Here is a 632-nt window from a genome sequence, read left to right on the forward strand (position 1 = left end):
TAGACATTTCTTGAGAAACGCTCCTATTTGCATAGACACTTTGCCTAATACAGTTCTGATTAGGTCATCAGTTTTTGATGTACCGGACATGCAAGAGTTCCGGCCTTGTTGTTCGGTAAAACCGGATGCCCTTCGATGGGGCATTCGGTTTTTGGTCAGATGTTCCGGCTTACGCTTTCGTCCGACCTTGTTGTTCGGTCTGACAAAGATGCATCATATTCGCCATTATCGAAAGTTTTCTGCGGGCAAATTTTCTTTTTCCACATTTTCTTCTGTTCACCCTGCTCCAAATGTACGAGAGCGGGGACTTTGTAACCGATACTCATATGTGGTCGGTAGCAGTTGTAGAAATGGATGTATCTACCGATGACCTTCTCGGCATGCCCGATATCCTTGAAGTGGCTTTGTCGGTAGACACGTTCGCACTTGATTATCCCGTTGATCCGCTCGGCGATGGCATTGTCTGTAGGGTTGTAGTCCTCCGTCATGCTAATGTCAATCTCGTGCGCCTGTAGCATCGCCACATAAGCGTCGCAGCAGTATTGTACACCCCGATCAGAATGGTGGATCAGTCCTTTGAGACTTGTGCTGCCTCTCAGTTTGACAGCCTGCTTTATTGCCTGCTCCAATGC

The 632-nt window shown here is 47.6% G+C and carries 1 protein-coding gene; it reads right to left on the reverse strand.

Features of this window, described 5'->3' with window-relative positions:
* Positions 1–155 precede the first annotated feature (155 nt).
* On the reverse strand, positions 156–632 hold a 477-nt coding region (locus QVP67_RS00515), incomplete at its 5' end, for an integrase core domain-containing protein (RefSeq protein ID WP_288179744.1).

Source organism: Bacteroides sp. CAG:633, assembly GCF_000435115.1.
In the GTDB taxonomy this organism is placed as follows: Bacteria; Bacteroidota; Bacteroidia; order Bacteroidales; family Bacteroidaceae; genus Bacteroides; species Bacteroides ndongoniae.